This is a genomic window from Sphingobacterium sp. UBA3549 (assembly GCF_002376635.1).
Taxonomy (GTDB): Bacteria; Bacteroidota; Bacteroidia; order Sphingobacteriales; family Sphingobacteriaceae; genus Sphingobacterium.
Map to the genome: position 1 here is coordinate 1 of NZ_DFOE01000032.1, position 18,627 is coordinate 18,627.

Consider the following 18,627-nt stretch of genomic DNA (forward strand, 5'->3'; position numbering starts at 1 on the left):
CCTTGTCGGACAGCTTCTTTTTACTTTTCTTAACAATGGGCGGTCCTATCTTATTATAAGCTATCCTACATAAATCTTTTTGAGGCGGCTGGTTAGCAATTCGATTTTCCCTTCCAAAACAAGGTGATAAAAGTTTTCGAAGCAATCCTGATAGATTATCTGTTCGAGAGATTTTATTTCATCTCGGATTTGATCTTTGGGCATTGTGCTGTAGTACGTATAGTCGTCAGTTTCCATTACATCGTCATCAAACCATTCATCATCCAGATACTTGTAAAGATCATTTAAGTCCGCTACATCCTAACTTGTTTGAAAACAAGGATGAAACCAAATCCAAAAATTTTCTTGGTCTTTATAAGGATCGGGTAGAGGTACAATCACAGTACCACGGAATAGATCTCCAGGATGTTCCTTATACCTGAAGTGTGTGAACTTTTCATTTAAATTTTTCATGACAGTCATTTGGTGCGAATGCAACAAATGCTGTACCGGAGAGATTATATTAGCGTCAAAGTCAATTTTTGAACAACATTTTTTAAACAAATGGACAAAGTTATTCAGTATTGTTTATTTCATGACAGGCAAAGCCCTTAATATCCTAGACCATCTGGAAACCCCGTAGCGCTAAGAAAAAAAGCTAGATGAACAAGCGTTATATGGAGACATCAAATTCCAACTATCGTTAAAGGGCTAAGGGGCTTTAAATCAATTCCAATTAAAATAATTTGAGTAAGGTAATTTTTTTAGTGTAAACCGAATGCTAGGGTAAAAATAGATTGCGGAATTATGCAAATCCTTAATAGAACTTTTGTCAGTTGGCTATCTTGTAGTGAACCAATATTATTCAATATCACTATATCCGTTACTGTGAAAAGTATTGAGCTAACAACTAAACACAAAAATAAGCCCCTTTCTCGGACGGTGTTTTTTTTAGTCGCATTACCAGATCTCTTCAGATATTTTTCCAATCCAAAGTCTTCACCTGTCAGTCCACGTATTCCACCGTACATCATTATTAAATATACGATTACACACGGAAGCAAGGGCATTAATATGAAGATCGTTTCGGTATTCATTTCCATAATAGGTTAGCTATTTTTAAATATTACGCCAAACTTCCTTTTACAAAGGTGCCGCGCAATGCGATTAATTTATTGTTGCAATTCCAGTTTTCAATTTCTATGCATTTCTTTACAAAATGGGCTCGGAGGATCAACCGACAATTTAATTGTTAGATCTGATATATTTCATTGCCCTCAGTAGCATAGGAGCCACTATAATTCAATATAGCATTTAGCTCTATAGCAAAAGTTAACTTCTGGGTCAGAGTCCATTTCAACCGGATCATTTTGGTCTGCGTATTCTAACTCTCTTAAAATTTGTCGCTCTGTTTCTATAAATATACCCCATTATGAATTTGAAAATTTGATTTTAGCGCCCCGCTATCGTTGAAACGTGAATGAAGAGCTAATTGTAAGTGTCATATCCCCAAATTTTAATTTTCTTTCTTCCTGAAGGGCTGATTTATCCGCTGTTAGATACCCTGTTTTGTAATATTTGAAAATTGTGCCAAAGTGATTATCGAGTATTCTGAATTTTTTGCCATTCTGCATGTAGGTCAATTGCAGGTAAAAATCATCCTTTTCTGGGAAATCAAATGTTGGGATAAAGATAGGATCGGTATGGTTGAATGCTATCTGAGATGCACCCAATTTCAACGCTTTATTTATTTCTGTCTCTGCAATTGGTTTTTTGTCATTCTCAGCGTCTTCCAAAGAATTATATAACGAGACAACAGCATCAAAGGTTTCGTCTTCTTTAAAAGAATAAGTCAGATATGGACTATGCGATGAGAGCTTATCAACCACAATTGAGTTAATGGACTTTAAGGCTGTGACTTCTACCGTTTTGGACGCTGAGTCAACTGCCATATCCATTGTTTCACTTTCTACCTCATTTTTGAAAATATATTGGGTTAGGCGGTATTTACCCACGCTTGCGATATCAAGATTAATATCTGCCTTCGATTCCGTTTTTACAATCTTCTTATTCTCCAAATCATATAATACCCATTTTACAAAGGGAGTTTCCGTAAAATCCCGTTCTATGTTATCTTTTACCACTTTTATATTACTTTTGAAAGTTGCTCCTTCATAATGGGTGTAACTTATATTGGCGGGCATAGCAGATAGTTTGGGAGGAACAATAATAATCGGGTCTTTTAGCTGTTGACCTTCAGGGTTTACATACACAAACCCCGCTTTTAATACCTCCTTACCTTTGGTAGGATCGATATCTTTCTTACAACCAGTCAGCAGCAGGGCGGCAATTAAAATAAGGTAATAGCGCATCATTTAAATCAATTGGTTCAATAGCCTAATATACTAAATATATTTAATTAATTTGCGTTTGAAGAAATAAAAATAGTGGCCTTTTATAGTACGCTATTCCCACTGTGTGTTTTTTCATCGTTTCTGCTCATTTATATTCTTTTACGTAGCGTAGAATACCCCTTATATTATATTGTCAATTTAAAGTTGTCTGTTTCGGTATCATTACGTAAATTTATTACGCCATAGGCCGTATACCATTTTAATTTAAATGAAGAACATCTTTGCTTTTTTCGCCTCCCTACTATTTGCCTGTCCATTGTTTGCTCAAAGTAACAAACTGCTGGGTAAATGGGTTTTAGACTTTGCATTGACTGAAGAAAATTCACTTGTTCCTGTAGATAATCCTTATTTTTCCAATGAAGTTATCTATGAGATAAGTCCGAATAAAATGAAAATATCTGCTTATATGTTTGACGCAAAATATATTGGGGATAATGAGATAGATCTGGGGCACATGAAGCTAAACTACGCGTTCATTGAAGAGTATTTGACAGTTGTCGAGAAGGGTACTAAAATTAAACTCTATTTTTTAAAAACAGACGATTTTGTTAAAAAATATCCGGAATTTGAAGAGAAACGAATACTTCGTGACGGAAGAGAATTTTATATAGCTAATAATCTTTCCAAATTAGTATTTGATAATGGAACAATAGACCCCAATTCGTGTATTACTAATGGGGCACCACTATTGAAAAAGAGGACATCCAAAAACTACTATCTAAAAGTGGAGTTTATACTTGACCAGAGTAATCAGATTTCAAATATTGTCGTTTCAGACATTGAGGAGGATGACATTAGGCAGCAAGTTATACAATCGATAAAGCGTTGCGGCAAGTTTTATAAAAATTATACAGGAAGAGATTTATTGATCACACTTCCTTTCAATTTTTTTAAAATGTATGAGTTTTTTACCCCTGAAGTCAAGAGAGTTTATAGGGCCTATCAACAGGGAGAAGAGTGGTTTAAAACTTCAGAATTTGAAAAAGCAATCTTTGAATATGAAAAAGGTATTGCTACGAAAATTGACTTGGAGCGATATGGAAGTGTATTTTACGAGGATTACATTATCCATCTCGGAATTGCATATTTAGCGACCGATCAAAAGGAAAAAGCTGCATCAACCTTTCGAAAGTTGGGCGATGAAACGAATTTTAAGATTCGAAATTTTTTACGTTTCTATTGTTCTAACTGATAGGTGCCCTCACATTTGATGGCAAATGAAGGTATACTATTCCGTTTGGATCAAAGTCAGATAATTTATCGCTTTATTCTGAATTATTAGAAGTTATCAAATTGATATCAAGGATTTTTTCCAAGGAAATCTTAGCTTTTGATTACTTATCCTACGCATTCTATCTGCGTACTTTTATAATCCTATGTAAGCTTCAATTTTTTCAAGAAAATTATCTGCCTGATAATAAGAGGTCTTCCATTGTTTTTATGCTCTTTTTTTAATGCGCAAAAAGGCTTCAGTAGCGCAATCGATCTTTGTGTTAATGAAAATTTAAAAAAGCATGAAGAAATGAAAGCACATATCATCAAGAAGCTCATGGAAATAGAAGCGAGCGAAGGAGTACGTATACTTTTCGCCTGTGAATCAGGAAGTCGAGGTTGGGGATTTCCGTCGCTCGACAGTGACTACGACGTTCGGTTTATTTATATAAGAAAAGGGGAGGACTATAGCCGTTTGTTTCCGCTTCCTACCGAAATGCGGTTTCCGATAACCGATGACCTTGATATCGCAGGCTGGGATCTGTTTAAAGTACTCACCTTACTTTATAAAAGTAATGTGAGCCCATTTGAATGGATTCAGTCACCGGTAGTCTATCACGAGTTTAACGGATTCAAAGCAAGTTTTAGGGCAATGATCGAAAATTATTTTGACGCACGTAGGCACGCCCATCATTATCTTGGGATTGTCCGTAGCAAAGTAGAAGATCTTCGGCGAGAAACGATGAATCTCAAGAGCTTATTCTATATCCTCAGATCTTTACTAGCGGCAGACTGGAGTATGACCTATCGCAGTTATGCGCCGATGACATTGGCCGAACTATCCGTATTATTGCCCAATGTTGTTAAAGTCGAAGTTATGCAGTTACAGAAGTTGAAAAGCCAAGTCGATGAAGGTTTTGTATTCAGCTGTTCAGCTACCATAAGGAGTTATATCGAAACAAAGTTAATATATTTAGAGAGCCAAGTAGGGCAGGTTCCCGTATCCGTATCGGATAAGGAAGGACTAGAGAATTATTTTAAAACTATATTAAAATGACTATAGACGAACTTCGAAAGAACGGGCTGATCCTGTTTGAGGCCGTTGTCGGTAGCCGGGCATATGGCTTGGCCACTGCATCTTCCGATACCGATATCAGGGGGGTATTTTATCTGCCTCTGGAATATTACTTGGGCGGTCAATATATTGGCCAAGTGGCTAATATCAGCAATGATGAAGTTTATTATGAGTTAGGACGTTTCGTAGAACTCCTGTCAAAGAGTAATCCGACTGTATTGGAACTTTTGGCTAGTCCTGCCGATTGCATCGTATACCAAGATCCAATCATGGAGCAATTCAAAATTCAGGATTTTATCACACGAGAGGCTGTTATGACTTTTGCGCAATACGCTATGGTACAGGTGCGGAAGGCAAAAGGATTGAATAAGAAAATCAACAATCCGGTGGACCGCGAACGTAAAAGTTTGCTGGATTTCTGCTTTATCATAGCTGGTCATGGTAGTTTACCGTTAAGCGCGTGGCTAAGCAAGCGGCATTGGAAACAGGAAAACTGTGGTTTAGCAAAGATCGAACATGCAAAGGGAATGTATACCCTATATTATGATCAGACTCAGACTTTGGGTTACAAAGGTGTCGTGGCTAGCCTGGATAGCAATGAGGTGTCTTGCAGTTCTATCCCAAAAGGTCAGACACTTTGTGCGTACCTCTTTGTTAATCACGAAGCTTATTCATCTTATTGCAAGGCCTATAATGAATATTTTAGTTGGGTTTCCGCGCGCAATGAGGCGCGCTTTGAGGGGACAATGAATCATGGGCAGGGTTATGATGCCAAAAATATGATGCATACCATCCGTCTATTGCAACAGGCAAAAGAGATTGTGTCCAAAAGTGAATTACAGATAAAACGTCCCAATAGGGAAGAACTGCTAGGTATCAAGAATGGCAATTATAACTATGATGAGCTTTTCATTTGGTCGCACAAGCTCTTCGAGGAAGTTCAAGAACTCTGCTTACAGAGTTTACTTCGCGTAGCGCCAGATCAGGATAAGCTAAGACAGCAATTGGTAGACATGCGTAAGCGCCTTTATCAGATCAAACGTTGATACCTTATTTCGTGAAGGACGTTCTGCTTCATAATATGTCAATAGATTTTAATAGGCTTAAGATACAATTTTATTATCATTTTGAAATTCTAAAACCATTGCATTAATGCATGACTTTCCTATCTTAGTCTTATGCTGTACAATCCCTTTGAACAAGTCACCAAAAGTTCGTTTCGCGAGCTCGTCGAATCAGGCTATGCCGACTTTGTGCTGCAGCGTTTTGAGTGGCCCGATGTTAAGGAGAAAACAGGCTTTCTGCTCACGCCCTATGATGATAAGGAAAGCGCCAATCAGCATGCCCATCAACTTGGGGCAAAGGAGGGAAGAGCCCTGCAGCTGCCGCAAGATGCCGATAAGATCGAAAGTCTGCTGGCAACAGGATCAGGCTATCGGATTTTTCTCAATAGTATCAAGGAAGAGAACTGGGACAAGCGCATGCTCAAGCTTTATGAGAAAAATATTGTCAATTACCTGCGCACTAAGACTAGGTTTCAGCGCAAAAATCCCATTGGCATTCTATTCTCCTTTGAGTATGGTCGGGTAGTAGCGACCATTACCGATGGACAGACCCAAAAGAAAGTATTTGCTATTGAGATCCTTCGGTAATCAGATCCTTTCCGAACTGAAAAGCACAATTTTCTTATCGTAGGGCAATCCGTATTTAAAGTACAAATTGCGTATATTCGTATCAAAGCCAAACAAGAAAGGATACCATTATGTGCTGGGATATTAGCCTCCATACCGATATTGAGATTATCAAAAAGACCTTTCCGCAATTGCGGGACGAGCGTCGTCAATTGGATTACAATTATGACTATCTGGAAAACGTGCAGGCCATTACCTTCCCCAAATATCCGATCCTGTATAAGGACAAGGACTCAAGCCTGCTGGCCTTGACCGAGATGGAGTGGGGGGTATTACCTACCTATATTGACGATCCGAAGCTGCAGGCCGATCGCAGGCGCAATATGATCAATGTGCGTAGCGAACGTATCCTGGAAGATAAAAAGTCCTATTGGTACCGTTTGCGCAAGCAGCGTTGCCTTATCCCTGTGAGTGGTACCTTTGAGCATAGAGCTGTAAAGGGCTGGAAAAAGAAAGTGCCTTATTTTATCGGTGCGGAGGGGAGAGAGCTATTCTATTTACCAGGTTTGTACCAGTGGCATGAGACGGTGGACGAGGATGATGTGGTTGAATGTGTGGGATCTTTTGGTATGCTTACGCGTGCAGCCAATGAAGTGATGGCCAATATCCATAATGACGGCCCCAATAAACATCGTATGCCTTTGTTCTTGCCTGAGGATCTCGAGCGTCAGTGGATCGAGGAAATAAACGAAGAAGATATGCCACCGATTTTCTTATTTGAAATGCCCACTGAAAAGTTGAAGCATTATCCAGTGTATACCTTGAGAGGGTACCCAAACCGCCCCGACGGTAAGCATCGTTATGAGCAATTTGATTGGGAAGGATTGCCGCCATTAGGAAGTGATACGGCGCAGACTTCGTTGTTTTAAATCAGTGTCCAATGGGAAGTTTAACAAAATATGTGTCAGATGATCGCCCAGAATTCGCGGTATTTATCGAAGATGACAATAAGGTCTGTTAAGCATACTTATTGAATGAGAAAAGAATAGTTGGAGATATTTGGTTATATAATAGCGCTCCAACTCCAGCGCAGAATACTCCTAAATTTTGGGAAAGGTCAGGGGATATAAAGAATAAATCCCCATTCAAAAGAATTATTGGGGATTTATTCTAATTAACATGTCAGTTTTAGACAAACGACTAATTGCCTACAAATAGCCAGTACAAGCATCAGTAGTGAAACAGTTCCACTCTCCAGAACAATCTGCGGTACAATTTCCGTAAGTACAATTGAAGCTAGTCTCGAAAAACGATGGGCATCCGTCTGAGCAGCCGCCTGTCCATGCCGCTTGTCCGCCTTTAATGTCTTTGCTTTGGTTCGTAGTTAAATCAAGTCCAGAAATTTTTTCGAAACTTAATTTTTTCATTTTTGTCTTTTTCATAATTGAATATTTTGTTTGATTATCTCAAATTTAATGTTACCCAATCTACTATTGCTAGACTCTAATTATTTTTTTATATATTTTAACGAGGTGGCCTTCAGAAAAAAAAGGAGTGTCTATAAGTGGAGAAATCGGGATTGAATTACTTATGTTAGATTAAAGAAAAATGATTAAAAGTTCGAAGTATACAGAAGCTCAGATGGCTTATGCGATCAAGCAATTAGAGACATGAAGTAAAAAAGTTGAAGTTGTCTTTTCAAGCCCTGGAAAACCCAAAGATAATGCGTATATTGAGTCGTTCGATGGAAGCTTTCAAAACGAATGTTTCACACCAATTGATTCCTTTCATTGAAAGATGTAAAGCAGAAAATTTTAAGACTGGAGACACAAAATATAACACCTATAACCCCCATAGCTGTTAAGGGGATTTAACACTTGAAACGTTTATTAAAAATTACCTCTAAATAGCAAGTTTTTTACTTTACAATGCTCCTAAGATTGGAAGTATGTCAATAGCTAGTTAGTAAGAGTAGTAACTAATTTTGAGAATAAATTACATCTAAATATGGTATTTCTTATTATTGCACACCGTGTCGAGTTTACACTAGTAGATTTAATAGAAAGGTTGACTGCTGATGAAAATAGTTTTGTTTTACATATTGACAAAACTGTTGATATAGCACCTTTTATTGAATTATTGAAAGATGTAAAAAGTTGTTACTTTTTAAAAGATCGATATCATTCTGGCTGGGGAACATTTGGTTTGATTGAGGCTACGCTTTCTGGTCTACGTTATATTAGGAATCACTTTTTACTTACGGAAAGAATTGTATTATTAAGCGGAGCTTGTTACCCAATAAAACCATTAAATTATATTTCAAAATTTTTAAAAAGCCATACCAAAACTATATTTATTGATTATCATCCAATTCCTAGAAAAATTTGGTATGATGGAGGAATTTATAGATTTCCATTTTACGATATAGCTAAAAATGATTTAACCTTTTTTGGTGGTTCACAGTGGTTTTCAATTCCTAACAATATAACGCCAATAATTTTCGATTTTTTAGATTTAAATCCGCTGTTTATGTCTTATTTTAGAAAAGTATTAATTCCGGATGAAAGTTTTTTTCAAACGCTTTTTTTAAATTGTGAACATCCTATAATATATAAAAATCTAAAGAATTTAAACTTACACTTTATGAAATGGGACAAGCCTTACAAAAGTCCAAGAATACTAAGTTTAATAGATTTGAAGCAAATAAAGAGATCTAAATGTTTATTTGCCAGAAAATTTGTGTACCCTCATTCAATTTCGTTGCAGGAACACCTGGATTCTACGAATATTTTGTAATTTATATCTAATCTTTAGGTTTTGTTAATTAAATTGTAAAAAAATGTAATATGAATGTTTTTTTAACATCAGAAATCTGATCTAAAGTTTTGAAAAATTTTCTCCAAAATAGTTTTATCATTAGTGATAATTTGAGCCTCAGTGAATAATCCGTGTTTTAAACCAACTGATTTCCCAAATGAAGTACAATTCTTACAGTCGCCAACTAATTCCGCCCTAGCGCGATAGGTGCTATCATGTATTGTAACGCCAGGGAGATAAGTAATTTTAGCTTCAAGATACCCAAACTCCTGATAAGGATAGGCAGGCATTGACAATCTTACAGACTGGCCTTTTTTGATTTTTCCAAAAGATGATGTGCCTAGTCTTAATTCAAGATGGAAATTCGTACTATCAGAAAATGGGTCGACAAAAAAAATGGTCTCATGAACGCTAGCTAGGTATCCCGGTCTAACATCTTTACCAAAAATCAATTTTCCACCACCATGGGAGACAAGGGAGTGATCTTTAACATAAGACTGCAACTGGCTCTCTAAGCTCAATGTCGAATTAAAAAATGAATTTAAATTTACTAATTTGCTATCTGCTATTTGATATATATCAAATATTTTCCGCTCACTTAAATCTTGGTTATTTAGTAATTGAACTTCCAAATTAATCTTTTGATTTTTTAGATCTAAAAAATCCTTAGTCCTAGCTCTAAATTCCATAGGGGAAATAATTTTTCTTTCAAATAACTTTTTATAAGAGTCATAGTCTAACTGTTGTAACTGAATTTTTTCATCAATAATTCCAATCTGTCTTTTTATAGATTCCCTCCCCTCAGTAATTATTGCACTCTGACTTCTGTTTAAATCTTCTTTTATTGACTCAATTCCACTTTTTTTGTTGGCTTTAAAAGTACTATACTTTGCTAAATACTCTTCATATAGTATTTGTAATTCGCCAAGATTATCATAATTTTTGGAAAGAAGAATCGAATCTAGGTTATAATCTTTTGTTCGAAGAGCTTCAATAACATGCTTTAAATCTTCAATAAGACTTTTGACACTCTTAAAATCCGCACTCCCCTGTAAAGTAGCAATTACATCGTTTGGTTTTACCCAATCGTCTTCTTGATAAAATAAATCCACGATTTCACCATTATTTCTTGATCTCACCTCTTCTATATAGGATTCTTTTAAAAAAAAACCGTTAGCTCTTACAATATCAGGTTCTTTGATATACGCGGTTAACGTTAACAACATAATAACTACAAGCAATAAAATTAAATTGCCAGATCTTAAAAACCAATTAGGTTCTTGAAACAATATGTTTCGAAATTTACTACTAGGCTCCATCATACCCTGTTTGATTTTTTACAAATTCTGAATAAGTATTACAAGCTTCCATTAAATATTCATGCTTTCCTTGATTAATTATTTGCCCATCCTGTAAGACAATAATATTGTCAGCATTTTTTATAGTATTTAATCTATGTGCTACAACTATTATCGTTTTGTTCTTTAGTTCCTCTGATAATCCTAAAAGTATGTCAGATTCGGTATTGGAATCCAATGCATTTGTCGCTTCATCCAAAATAATTATATCACAGTCTTTGTATAAGGCCCTCGCAATTAAAATTCTTTGTCTTTGTCCTTGACTAAAATTAATACCGTTTTCCGCGACCTCAAACTCTTCCTTTCCTGGAAGTGTTTGGATCATTTCATAAATCTTTGCTATTTTTATGACGTTATTAAATCGAGAGTAATCAGGCAAATTTTCAGAAAGACAGATATTATCAATCAATGTTCCAGCAAATAAGTAGCTATCTTGTAGCATTGTACTAAATTGATTTCTCCAGTCATTTATATTTATTTTTTCCAAGATTATATCACCAATAACAATATTTCCCTCTGTTGGATTTATGTTACCTATAAGCAATTTGAGAATACTAGTTTTTCCACTTCCACTTTCACCTACGATAGCAGTCATTTTTCCTCTTTCTATAACAAAGTTAAGACTCCGTAGAATACTTCGCCCTCCGATATTCAGTGAAATATTATTGTATTTTATACTGTTGAACTCTTTAGGTACTGAAACGTAATTAGTTTTCAAGTCTACTTCATCTTTTATGCCGTACATTTCATTTAATCGTTCTACACTCAATTTAGCATCTTGGTACGATTGTAAAAAGCCTGTGAATTGTTGAATTGGATTATTCAATTGCCCTATAATATATTGAATTGATAGTAACATACCTAAGGTAATCTCACCATCAATTACAAGTTTTGCACAGAAAAAAGTTATAAAAATATTTTTCGATTCATTTATGATTGTAGCTCCACCATTTTGCCATTGGGTTAACTCAAGGGATTTAATGTTGAATTTAAAAAGTTCAGCACGTAAATCCTCCCATGCCCACCTTTTCTTTCGCTCAACGTTGAACATTTTTATATCCTTAATTCCATCGATTAGCTGAATTGTGTTCGTTTGGATTTGAGATCCTATAGAGAATCTCATGTTATCTAGTTTTTTTCTTGACGGTAAGAAAACAAATATCCAAAATGTATGTGCAACTGAAAATCCGATAAACAAGAAAAAAATTTTTGAATTATAATAGATAATTACCCCACTGTATATTATCAAGTTAAAGAAAGCAAAGAGTATATTTATTGTTTGATTAGTCAGAAAAGATTCAATTCTTTTTTGGTCATCTAATCTTTGCAAAAAATCTCCTTTTGTTCTAGTTTCAAAATATCTTATTGGAAGGCTAAAAATCTTAACAAAGAAGTCTGTTAGTATAAAAATATTAATTCTTATACTTATATGCATCAGTATCCAAGAGCGTAAAAACTCAACAGCAACACGGCCAATGGTCAGAGTGATCTGAGCGATTAGCACTATTTTAATAAATGATATATTATTTAATAATATTCCTTTATCGATAACATTCTGCATCAAGAAAGGAAGCAATAATTGAATTATACTTCCCAATAAAAATCCACAAAATAATTGAAAAAAAAGCGACTTGAATTTCGCAATATATCGAAAGACATTCTGGATTACATAAGTCTTTTTTTGTTCTTCACACGATTCAAAAAAATTCCCACTTGGCAAGAGCAATAAGGCATAACCACTTAAGCTAGCTGTATACCAATGATCTGTTAACTCTTTTAATGATAATTTCAATATTTTGCTTGCAGGATTGCCTATTAATGCGTAATTTTTATCAATTTTAAAAATTACAACATAATGGTTAGAATCCCAATGTAGAATAGCAGGTGAATCAATTTTTGAAAGTTCATCAATTGTTAAACTCACAGCTTTACTCAAGAATCCAATTTTTTCCGCAGTAAATGACATGTCGAAGAGTGAACTTCCATGATCAGAAATCTCTAAAAATTTATCTATCTGTTCTGATTTATCAATACCATAAAAAAGCGAAATCATTTTAAGACAGGCTCGCCCGCAGTCCATCTCGTTAAGTTGTGAAACAAATTTAATCCTACGCTTGTTTTTCATATATTTCGATTAAATCTGATTGAAATTTTTTGCCACTAAAATTAGTGCGACAATAACTGCATAATGAGCGTCCTAGCTTATTCCGATAACTCTTAGACGAAATTAAAATCGCTAATTTATCATATAAATCTTTTTGATCAATAGTCTGTTTATTACTTATAGAAACCTTTGACACTAGATTATTTGGAAATCTTGAGAAGGATGGAATATCACTTACTATTGTGGCTACAGAATTATTAGCAGCTTCAAGAAAGGATAGGCTTAACTGTTCGTTAAAGGACGGTAGTACAAAAATATCAGATATTTGATAAATATGCTTTATAAACGCTTTGTCTTTACGATTTACATATCCCGTAAATAAAATGCGCCCAAGGATTTTGCGGGATTTCTCTAAAGCCTCAGATAAATTTCCGTCCCCTACAACAATCAAATGTATGTTAGGAAAACTCTCTAACAAAAGTGGAAATACTTTTAGTAATTCGTAAAAACCTTTTTGATAATCGATTCTGCCATTAAAAAGAATTACAATGTCTTCACCACCAATATTAAGCTTTTGCCTGAAACCAATTTTTTTGTTTTTACACCAGTTCCTAATAGGATTTAATCCCGTTGAAATTAGGCTAAGTTTTGAAGAATTTATAACACTTGACCAATAAGTTTTAATGTCAAAGGATAAACAAATAATACGATCCGCTAACTTCAAAATTTCTTTTTCTTTTTTCTGAGTGTCATCTCTATCTTTATGCAGCTTCCTTGTATCAAAATGAATAGTATATACAGCTTTGCAATTGTATCGTTTCTTAACCATCCTTATTAACTCAAGATGGTTTGGTGTATTTATGTGGAAAACATCTTGACTAGTTATAGTATAATGCTCGTGAATTAAATCTAATAATTTCTTAATTGGAAGTGAATACAAAGAAGAAGCTTTAAAATAACATGTAAATTTTCCCCAATTTTGTCCATCTTTAATCCAAACTTCTTCGGAACTATTCGTTTGATTAAAGTCAACTAAAATCGGATGGATTTGAGTAGATTTTGACAATGCATTAAAAACTATATCAACATAATTCCCAATACCATATAGTCTGGATGCAGCAGAAGCATTAACTAAAAAAACTCTTACCATTTTTGAGATATTTAGAGTCAGAATAAAATTTTGTTAGGATATAATATAAAATAAATTCGTGTGTTCTATTGTTTTCTATGAATAATCTGTTGACGAACATATGAATAATAGAACTACAGTAGGCATCCTTTGATAAACCATCCTTATTTAACTGAATTTTTATTTTCTTAATGAGCAGTTCCTCGGATGAGGATCGCCTCCGTATCGATAATAATTGTTTTTTACTGAGATTTTCTTTTGGAACGAGAATTGCCATTTTCAACTGTGTTCTGTATAATTTGTCAATGAAAATTTTTGTACTCTTATCGTATACAATTTCTTTCTTTAAGGAGTCTCTATTTATTTTACAAAATATTTCACCCATTTCTGGGTCATAATTGAAATTTTTAAGAACTTCAAGTATTGATAAAAGTGCGGAAATATATAATGCCCTTTCATCAGCTCCATTTGCAATCCATTCAGCGGCGGTTAAACTTTGCAAATAAAATTGTTCTTCAGCATTCTCAATGTTCGATGCACCATAGCGTTCTAATTCCCTTTCATAGACATTCAAGTTGTAAGAAATTATTAGCCCTTCTCTCGATAACCTAGCTAGAACTGAAATTAATTTCTCAATGACCTCGTTCTGACTTTCAGTATGAATACGTACTCTTAAATGTGGTTCAGGATCAGCATATCGAATAAAAAACCATTTCTTTATTGTACCATTATTGAGAAGTTTTTTTAGGATTGAAGAAATATTAATAAGTATTTGATTCGCATTTACAATATTTAAGTAAATTTTAAAATACACCCATTCACTTCCGATATGAAAAGTACGTTGTTGGCTTTTATTAACCCTAGGGCGAATAATATTATTATCCTTTGTTTTATTATAAGCTATTGCAACGTATTCATTTGCAGGGTCTTGATGAGAGAAAAAGCATTCCTTAATTGTTACTGGTGTCCCCTTTGCTATAGCACTGTCTAGGATCAATCGATTACTTGCTATCATAGTATCAATTAATAGTTCATTATCTCCTTCACATATTAAGAAAGTACTTGGTATATTTCGTTTCTTTAATTCGGCTTCAATTTGCGTTTTATCAAGGTCTTTTGGATATAAAATCCACGTTCGAGGTGATAAAATAATATTTCTATAGGAGATTCTTGGAAAATAGCTTAGAAAATTAGATAGTTGTCCCCAACTAAAGCCAAATTTCCTTCCTTGATCGCTGAGATCACAAAGTAATTTATAAAGCGGTAAACTATCAAAATTATAGTTATGTGCACACGAATGGTATGGTTGAATAATTTTATTAAATTTTTTTGAAAAAAGTAACAAATCGTTTCCTCGATACCAAAGGTATATATCAGATAATTCTAATTCAATTTTGTTGTCTTGGGAAGAAGCAATATATGGGATTTCATATTCTCTCGTATGTTTCCTAAACATAACATTTCCCAACCGTTCCATTCCGGGATAATGTACAACTTCTGCTACTACTTTATTAGAGTGCACATAATGTTCATGTTGATAGATATTTGTAGCCAACGACTCAACTTCTAAATCTAAATGTGAAAAACGACTAATTATATTTGAAGCAGATTTACTATGTACGCCCTTTAAATATATACCTCCTTGAGGAATAATAGAAAATAGGACTGAAAAGGTTGCCGGTGCTGATGGATTTTCAGAATTTAATGTAAGGTCCGACTCTTGTAAAACTATCTCTCTTAATTCGCCTTGGTTTCCAATAATTTTATCAAGTAAAAAACGTTCAACTTTTGAGAGATTAAATCTTCTTTGACTTATTCTTTCAATATTATTTGATAAACTTGTTACCGATTGATGGGAGGGGTATCCAAGTCCAACTTCCGGATCTAAAACTTCATTTATTGCGACAGGCTCTGATCCGTACCTTTCATAAAACTTCGCTTTGAAAGATCCAAAAGCAGATGAGTCATTATAGAAGCTTTTATACAACATATGCAAACCAGATTCTATCTCTTTTTTTAAGATATCTGTATTATTTTTTTCTAAATATGTTTCTTTTAGAAATGTATCTACTTGTAAAAAATTTTTCTGCAGCTCAATAAAAGGAAGATTATTGAGCGCAGCTCTTATCAATTCGTAATGTTCAATATAATCTAAATCATTTCTTTCACTTTCAACTATATTGATTAAATCCAGAATATGTTCTAATTGAATTCTAATCTCACTTACCTCCTTATCATCACAGTAATCTTTTAAAAAGCTAGTAATTGAGGCTAGTTGATCGTTATCGTCAGTCAAATGAAACTGTAGGTTTGATAATATTACACCTTCTTCTATAAGTTTATTTATAAAAAGTATTGCATCAGCCTCATCATATTCTTTATCTACCAAAAAAGCAATGATTTCGTAGTACTTGCGTGGTGTAATTCCACAGAATGCGATTATATCTCTTAATATTTTGCTATATCTGATTTTCTGTAATGAGAATTTTTTATAAGAGGTATTGCGATTACTATAGTTTACATATTTTAAGGTATTTGAAATGGAATATGCAGAGTTATTTGGTCGATAACGCGTCCGTTGAATAATGCTTTCCAGTTTGTTTAGATAATGAACTAGTTGAGTTAAGCAGGAGCTGTCCAAACGAACCTTCCTTGAGATAGTATGAGAAGAATAGGATTCAGTTTTCCCCCAACTCGTTATTGATATTCCTGCAAATAAACCGAACGGTGTAGATCGGCTACGCATCCGGATAAAATACTTAGTTAATGCGGTTAGTTGTCTTTCTGTTAAGCTTTTTTTGTTAATTAAGCGTTTGTTAATTTCAATAAATAAATCTCGAGATGCCAAATATATGGCTTCTCTAAATATTTCACTTTCATTGAAGAAAAACTCTAAATTTTCAGGGAATGTTTCACAAGGATTTAAGATTGGCTTTCGCAATAATAGTCTTTCATCAAATTCGAAACTTAGTTTAGAAGTAGGATTTCCGTCCATAATGGTTTGTCGTTTTTAAGTATTGTTAATAAACCTAATCCTATTCCGGACAAACCTTCTAGCAATGTGTTGTTATCGCGATAACCTACATTAACTATAAAATGTTTGCGATAGTTGATTGGATCAGGAAATTTAGATATGTACAAATGTAGATTTGTAGAAACTAGCGAATATAGATCGTCGTTTTCTAAGTGTCGGTTCAGATAGTTGCAAAGTAGCGCATTTCCAATTAGACCATGACAAAGGCTCCCATCCTTTATGCTTTGCTTTTCAATAGATAGTTTACAAACACTTTTTATAATTTCTTGTAGCTTTAATTCAAGATCTAATCGGCCAACTTTATAGCTTAAATCGTATAACACGGCACTGTTACCAAGATCTCCATAGCACCAAGCTATCCTTGAGCCACTTTTTTTTGTCAAATCTCTTAAATCGATATCGTAAGGGAAATAATATTCGTTTACTGTGTTATTTGTCACAAACATTATAAGATTTATCATCTTATCGAGCATGGATCTAACCTCATCACTTCTTATTTTGAGTTTTAGAAAGAGATTTAAAGCGTGCATCACTGATATCATGCCATGAGAAACTCCTAAATTTATTGTATTATAATGAGCATTATTCTTTGAACGAGAGAAGTAAGTCGTGCATGCCATAGTATCGCTGATCAATGTACAATTAGCAAGAAGATTATCTAAAAGAAGCGTTAGATTTTCAACGTTATAAGGACCCTGAGAAGCCTTATTCAATAGATATATTAAAGCTCCTGTCCCTCCATGTAAATAGTCCATGTTTTTTTCTGCGAAACTGAGTTTAATACATTTACTAAGTTCGTCTTCTAAACTAGGAAGGATGTCATCTGCAGACTCCTCTATAAATCCCTCACGGTTACAAATGTCTATCAACCAGGCTATACCAGATATCCCACTACAAATGCTGTAATCCAATTTACTTATAGAAACCTTAGATAAAATTTTTTCTAGTGTTTTGAAAGCAATGTCATGATATTTATCCAGTCCGTAATATTTCCACAAATAGAAATAAAACAGTGTCTTACCACCTAGGTCACCAAATAGATATGGTGATGCAAAGGAATCATTCTGTTTACTAAGAATTCTTTCAATTGCAAATACTTCTTCTTCTAATTTATCCATATATACTGACATTTAGGAATTAGGTATCTAATTATTATTAGGCTTAGCATTAATCCAATAAAACAAATTATAGAAGTTAAATCATTTATAATCACGTAATCCAGTTGGAGAGAATTCATCAGTCTAAATGGATAAGAGTAGATATTCAAAAAATAATACTTCCAGTTATATAGAAAAAAAGAAGGAAACAAGATCAAGAGAAAAGGGAGAGTATTAACTAAAAAATTTTTAAAAAAAATGTTAAGTACTAAATGGACTGAAGAAACAAACAAAGAGATAAGCAATATTCCCACGGTAAATCCCCCAATTATTGTTGGGCTATACAGCACAAACTCCTTAATGCCAAATAGAGCTCCTATTATATACCCGATAATTAGCAAAAGCAAACTAGAAAAAATCGTAGTGTAAACCAAAAACATCCAGATTAATAAAAGCTTAGAAACGAAGTAATTACCCATTTTGAGTGGCAATATTGAATGAGTGCGTAACCCATTGTGCCTATGCTCATTCTCCAATATGACAAAAGGATAAACAATAGCAAATAATGGGAGGACGAAACTGAGCACCATTAAGATATCTTTGCTATAAATTACCCAAATGTCATATCCCGTTGCTGCTGCCGAGATTGTATTTTCAAATTGTAAATAAGATAATAACAGTACCAAAAGCTGAGGAATAAACAGAGTCAGCAGTACGATTTTGTTTTTCGTAATTCTATATATATCCGCGTATAATATTTGAGTAATTCCCATCATA

Annotated in this window: 14 protein-coding genes and 1 pseudogene; 7 read left to right on the top strand and 8 right to left on the bottom strand. The window is 34.2% G+C overall.

The features are described 5' to 3' along the window. Nucleotides 1-1,442 precede the first annotated feature (1,442 nt). Complete coding sequence (locus B2W36_RS15630) at nt 1,443-2,354, bottom strand: hypothetical protein (protein WP_293888570.1); 912 nt, start codon at nt 2,352-2,354, stop codon at nt 1,443-1,445. A gap of 247 nt (nt 2,355-2,601) precedes the next feature. Here B2W36_RS15630 and B2W36_RS15635 point away from each other — a divergent pair, with 247 nt between their 5' ends. The 5 genes from B2W36_RS15635 (at nt 2,602) to B2W36_RS15655 (ending at nt 7,240) form a co-directional block, all read left to right on the top strand. Further along, on the top strand, nt 2,602-3,585 hold the full coding sequence (locus B2W36_RS15635; RefSeq protein ID WP_293888571.1) for a tetratricopeptide repeat protein: 984 nt from the start codon (nt 2,602-2,604) through the stop codon (nt 3,583-3,585). A 330-nt stretch (nt 3,586-3,915) separates the two neighbouring features. Continuing rightward, a complete protein-coding gene (locus B2W36_RS15640) occupies nt 3,916-4,662 on the top strand; it encodes a nucleotidyltransferase domain-containing protein (RefSeq protein ID WP_293888573.1) in 747 nt (248 codons plus the stop codon). Beyond that, on the top strand, nt 4,659-5,726 hold the full coding sequence (locus B2W36_RS15645; RefSeq protein WP_293888574.1) for a DNA polymerase beta superfamily protein: 1,068 nt from the start codon (nt 4,659-4,661) through the stop codon (nt 5,724-5,726). The genes B2W36_RS15640 and B2W36_RS15645 overlap by 4 nt, the downstream gene beginning before the upstream one ends. Before the next feature lie 132 nt (nt 5,727-5,858). Continuing rightward, entirely contained in the window at nt 5,859-6,332 is a 474-nt protein-coding gene (locus B2W36_RS15650; RefSeq protein ID WP_293888575.1) for a hypothetical protein, read from the top strand. A gap of 110 nt (nt 6,333-6,442) precedes the next feature. Continuing rightward, on the top strand, nt 6,443-7,240 hold the full coding sequence (locus B2W36_RS15655) for an SOS response-associated peptidase (protein ID WP_293888577.1): 798 nt from the start codon (nt 6,443-6,445) through the stop codon (nt 7,238-7,240). Between the two features lie 279 nt (nt 7,241-7,519). Here B2W36_RS15655 and B2W36_RS15660 read toward each other — a convergent pair whose 3' ends face one another. Further along, nucleotides 7,520-7,753 carry a hypothetical protein gene (locus tag B2W36_RS15660; RefSeq protein WP_293888579.1) on the bottom strand — a complete coding sequence of 78 codons (234 nt, stop codon included), beginning with the start codon at nt 7,751-7,753 and terminating at the stop codon, nt 7,520-7,522. 250 nt (nt 7,754-8,003) lie between these two features. Between B2W36_RS15660 and B2W36_RS15665 the strand changes: the two are divergent. Together B2W36_RS15665 and B2W36_RS15670 are read left to right on the top strand one after the other, a co-directional pair. Continuing rightward, a pseudogene (locus B2W36_RS15665) lies at nt 8,004-8,105 on the top strand (integrase core domain-containing protein); the annotation flags it as partial. A gap of 213 nt (nt 8,106-8,318) precedes the next feature. Then, nucleotides 8,319-9,107 carry a beta-1,6-N-acetylglucosaminyltransferase gene (locus B2W36_RS15670; RefSeq protein WP_293888581.1) on the top strand — a complete coding sequence of 263 codons (789 nt, stop codon included), beginning with the start codon at nt 8,319-8,321 and terminating at the stop codon, nt 9,105-9,107. 68 nt (nt 9,108-9,175) lie between these two features. On the opposite strand, the gene B2W36_RS15675 is transcribed toward B2W36_RS15670, so the two are convergent. Genes B2W36_RS15675 through B2W36_RS22695 form a run of 6 tightly spaced genes read right to left on the bottom strand, consistent with a single transcriptional unit; the run spans nt 9,176 to nt 18,626 of the window. Next, the gene (locus B2W36_RS15675) at nt 9,176-10,450 is read right to left on the bottom strand and encodes a hypothetical protein (protein WP_293888583.1); all 1,275 of its coding nucleotides are present in this window, start codon (nt 10,448-10,450) and stop codon (nt 9,176-9,178) included. Continuing rightward, nucleotides 10,437-12,611, bottom strand: a complete 2,175-nt coding sequence (locus B2W36_RS15680) for a peptidase domain-containing ABC transporter (protein WP_288807923.1) — start codon at nt 12,609-12,611, stop codon at nt 10,437-10,439. The genes B2W36_RS15675 and B2W36_RS15680 overlap by 14 nt, the downstream gene beginning before the upstream one ends. After that, nucleotides 12,595-13,740 (bottom strand): glycosyltransferase family 4 protein, encoded by a 1,146-nt coding sequence (locus B2W36_RS15685; RefSeq protein WP_293888586.1) that lies wholly within the window; start codon nt 13,738-13,740, stop codon nt 12,595-12,597. The genes B2W36_RS15680 and B2W36_RS15685 overlap by 17 nt, the downstream gene beginning before the upstream one ends. Beyond that, on the bottom strand, nt 13,718-16,714 hold the full coding sequence (locus tag B2W36_RS15690) for a lantibiotic dehydratase (RefSeq protein WP_293888588.1): 2,997 nt from the start codon (nt 16,712-16,714) through the stop codon (nt 13,718-13,720). Before B2W36_RS15690 ends, B2W36_RS15685 begins: the two co-directional genes overlap by 23 nt. After that, nucleotides 16,687-17,871 carry a lanthionine synthetase LanC family protein gene (locus B2W36_RS15695; RefSeq protein ID WP_293888590.1) on the bottom strand — a complete coding sequence of 395 codons (1,185 nt, stop codon included), beginning with the start codon at nt 17,869-17,871 and terminating at the stop codon, nt 16,687-16,689. The genes B2W36_RS15690 and B2W36_RS15695 overlap by 28 nt, the downstream gene beginning before the upstream one ends. Further along, entirely contained in the window at nt 17,859-18,626 is a 768-nt protein-coding gene (locus B2W36_RS22695; RefSeq protein WP_409530105.1) for an ABC transporter permease, read from the bottom strand. Before B2W36_RS22695 ends, B2W36_RS15695 begins: the two co-directional genes overlap by 13 nt. Between the last annotated feature and the right edge of the window lies 1 nt (nt 18,627).